The sequence below is a fragment of the Streptomyces sp. NPDC127106 genome (assembly GCF_042677605.1).
Classification (GTDB): Bacteria; Actinomycetota; Actinomycetes; order Streptomycetales; family Streptomycetaceae; genus Streptomyces.
Genome location: NZ_JBHXTC010000042.1, coordinates 2,944 through 6,488, shown reverse-complemented (window position 1 = coordinate 6,488; position 3,545 = coordinate 2,944). Strand labels below are relative to the sequence as shown.

Annotated in this window: 2 protein-coding genes; one reads left to right on the top strand and one right to left on the bottom strand. The window is 72.0% G+C overall.

What is annotated here, in order from left to right:
• Nucleotides 1-164 precede the first annotated feature (164 nt).
• A complete protein-coding gene (gene pepN, locus ACFVGY_RS27715) occupies nucleotides 165-2,750 on the bottom strand; it encodes an aminopeptidase N (protein WP_385681888.1) in 2,586 nt (861 codons plus the stop codon).
• A 110-nt stretch (nucleotides 2,751-2,860) separates the two neighbouring features.
• On the opposite strand from pepN, the gene ACFVGY_RS27710 reads away from it, so the two are divergent.
• Nucleotides 2,861-3,406: a Uma2 family endonuclease gene (locus tag ACFVGY_RS27710; protein WP_385681887.1), complete on the top strand. Its 546-nt coding sequence runs from the start codon at nucleotides 2,861-2,863 to the stop codon at nucleotides 3,404-3,406.
• Nucleotides 3,407-3,545: the final 139 nt, after the last annotated feature.

Genomic DNA, 3,545 nt, shown 5'->3' with positions numbered 1-3,545 from the left:
CGCGTGGCGTCGGGGCCGCGCTGCCGGGGGGCGGGGGGCGGGGGGCCCCCCCCCCCCCCCCCCCCGCCGCGGGGCCCCCCCCCCCCCCCCGCGGCCGGGGCCACCGGTGGGTCCAGCGCCGGGCGGCGTCAGACGTCGGACGTCACGGGCCGCGGCGCCGGGCGTCAGGCGCCGGCCGCGGCCGCGTCGGCCGCCTGGGCCTTCAGGGCCCGCTCGATGCCCGCGCGGGACTCCGAGACCAGGCGGCGCAGGGCCGCGTTCGGCTCGGCCGAGGCCAGCCAGGCGTCCGTCGCGGCCAGCGTCGCTTCGGAGACCTGGAGGGACGGGTACAGGCCGATCGCGATCTGCTGGGCGATCTCGTGGCTGCGGCTCTCCCAGATGCCCTTGATCATCTCGAAGTACTTGGCGGTGTACGGGGCCAGCAGCTCGCGCTGGTCGGTCTGGACGAAGCCGCCGATCACCGCTTCCTGCACCGCGTTCGGCAGGTCCGCGGACTCCACGACCGACGCCCAGGCCGCCGCCTTGGCCTCGGCGGTCGGACGCGCGGCCCGCGCCGTCGCCGCGTGGCGCTCGCCCGCCGCCGTACGGTCGCGCTCCAGCTCCGCGGCGATCTCCGGCTCGTCCACGACACCCGTCGCGGCCAGCCGCTCCAGGAACGCCCAGCGCAGCTCCGTGTCCACGACCAGGCCCTCGACCTCGGCCGCACCGTCCAGCAGCGCCTTCAGGTAGGTCAGCTGCCCCTCGGTGCGGGCCGTCGCCGCGAACGCGCGGGCCCACGCCAGCTGGTGGTCGCTGCCCGGCTCGGCGGCGCGCAGGTGCTCCAGCGTGGCCTCGGTCCAGGCCGCGAGGCCCTGCTCGCGCCACGCCGGGTCGGCGTACAGGTCGATCGCCAGCTTCACCTGCCGGTGCAGCGACTGCACGACGCCGATGCCCGACTCCTTGCCGATGCCCGACAGGACGAGGGACAGGTAGTCGCGGGTGGCCAGCTCGCCGTCCCGGGTCATGTCCCAGGCGGAGGCCCAGCACAGCGCCCGCGGCAGCGACTCGGTGAAGTCGCCCAGGTGCGCGGTGACCGCGGCCAGCGACTCCTCGTCGAGGCGGACCTTCGCGTAGCTCAGGTCGTCGTCGTTGAGCAGCACGACCGCCGGGCGGGTACGGCCGACCAGCTCCGGCACCTCGGTCAGCTCGCCGTCGACGTCCAGCTCGATCCGGTCGGTGCGCACCAGCTTGCCGCCGTCGAGGTCGTACAGGCCGATCGCGATCCGGTGCGGGCGCAGCGTCGGCTGGCCCTGGGCGCCGGCGGGCAGCGCCGGGGCCTCCTGGGCGACCGCGAAGGCGGTGATGAGACCGTTCGCGTCCGTCTCGATCCGCGGGCGCAGGACGTTGATGCCGGCGGTTTCCAGCCATGCCTTCGACCAGGCCGCCAGGTCGCGGCCGGAGGTCTCCTCCAGCGCGCCCAGCAGGTCGGACAGGCGCGTGTTGCCGAACGCGTGCGCCTTGAAGTACGCCTGCACGCCCTGGAAGAAGGCGTCCGTGCCGACGTAGGCGACGAGCTGCTTGAGCACCGAGGCGCCCTTGGCGTACGTGATGCCGTCGAAGTTGACCAGGACGTCGTCCAGGTCACGGATGTCGGCCATGATCGGGTGCGTGGACGGCAGCTGGTCCTGCCGGTACGCCCAGGTCTTCATCGAGTTGGCGAACGTGGTCCACGCCTGCGGCCACTTCGTGCCCTCGGCGTACGCCTGGCAGGCGATCGAGGTGTAGGTCGCGAACGACTCGTTCAGCCACAGGTCGTCCCACCACTCCATGGTGACCAGGTCGCCGAACCACATGTGCGCCAGCTCGTGGAGGATGGTCTCGGCGCGGCCCTCGTACGCCGCGTCCGTCACCTTCGAGCGGAAGACGTACTGGTCGCGGATGGTGACCGCGCCCGCGTTCTCCATCGCGCCCGCGTTGAACTCCGGCACGAACAGCTGGTCGTACTTGGCGAAGGGGTAGTCGTACGCGAACTTCTCCTGGAACCAGTCGAAGCCCTGCCGCGTCACGTCGAAGATCGCGTCCGCGTCCAGGAACTCGGCCAGCGAGGGCCGGCAGTAGATGCCCAGCGGCACCGACTGGCCGTCCTTGCGCTCGTAGGTGCTGTGCACCGAGTGGTACGGGCCCACGATCAGGGCGGTGACGTACGTGGAGATGCGCGGCGTCGGCGCGAAGCGCCAGACGTTGTCCTCGACCTCGGCGGGGGCCGGCGTCGGGGAGTTCGAGATGACCGTCCAGCCCTCGGGGGCCTTCACGGTGAACCGGAACGTCGCCTTCAGGTCGGGCTGCTCGAAGCTGGCGAACACCCGCCGGGCGTCCGGGACCTCGAACTGGGTGTACAGGTAGGCCTGCTGGTCGACCGGGTCGACGAAGCGGTGCAGGCCCTCGCCCGTGTTGGTGTACGCGCAGTCCGCGACGACCTTCAGCTCGTTGTCCCCGGCGAGCAGCCCGGACAGCGTGATGCGCGAGTCCCGGAACACGGCGGCCACGTCCAGGGACGTGCCGTTGAGGACGACCTCGTGCACGGCCGGCGCGACCAGGTCGACGAAGGTCTCCGCGCCCGCCTCGGCGGACCGGAAGCGCACGGTCGTCACGGAGGGGTACGTACCGCCCTCCTGCGCCCCGCTCAGGTCGAGGTCGATCTCGTACGAGTCGACGCTGAGCAGCTTCGCCCGCTGCCGAGCCTCTTCACGGGTCAGATTCGTGCCAGGCACGCGTTCATCTCCTTCGATGGTGACGTTCTTGGTCATCTTTCCATGCCACCACCGCCACGGGCCGTGGCTACGCTGGCAGCGCAGGGCAATCGACGGCGGAGGTGTAACCGGTGACCGTGCTCGACAGACTCTGGCGTGACGTGGAAGCCCAGACCAGCATCGAGGGGTATGTCGTCGAGATCATCGACGGAAGGGTGATCATGACGCCGCAGAGCCCTGCCCGGTCCCACACGATCCGCAGCGTGATCCGGCAGGCGGAGAGGGCGCTCGGCGAGGACGTTCCGCTGGTGTTCGACGTGGGGATCGACTTCCCGGGCGAGACCTCGCTCGCACCCGACATCGCCATCCTCGACCTGGACGCCCAGCCGCGCGGCAAGCGGTACGTCTTCATGGACGTGGTCGCCGCCATCGAGGTCGTCTCCACGCCGTCGGACGACAACGACTACGTGACCAAGGTCGGCACGTACAGCCGCTTCGGCATCGACACGTACCTGATCATCGATCCCTTCACCCGCACGTGCACCCTGTACGAAGGGGCGGGTGCGACCGGATACGCCAGGAAGGCGGAATTCGCCCACGGCGAGGTCATCGACCTGAACCTCTCGGACGGCCGGAAGTTCTCGATCGACACGAGCGGATTCCCGGTCGAGGGGTGACCGTCAGGCGGTCGTGACCGGGTCCGGCCCCGGGGGGGCCCCCGGGGGGGGGGGGCCGCGCGCCGCACCCGCCCCCCCCCCCCCCGGGGCCGCCCCGCGCGAGCGGGGGGCGGAGCCTGGCGGCGGCGGGCGCGCGCGC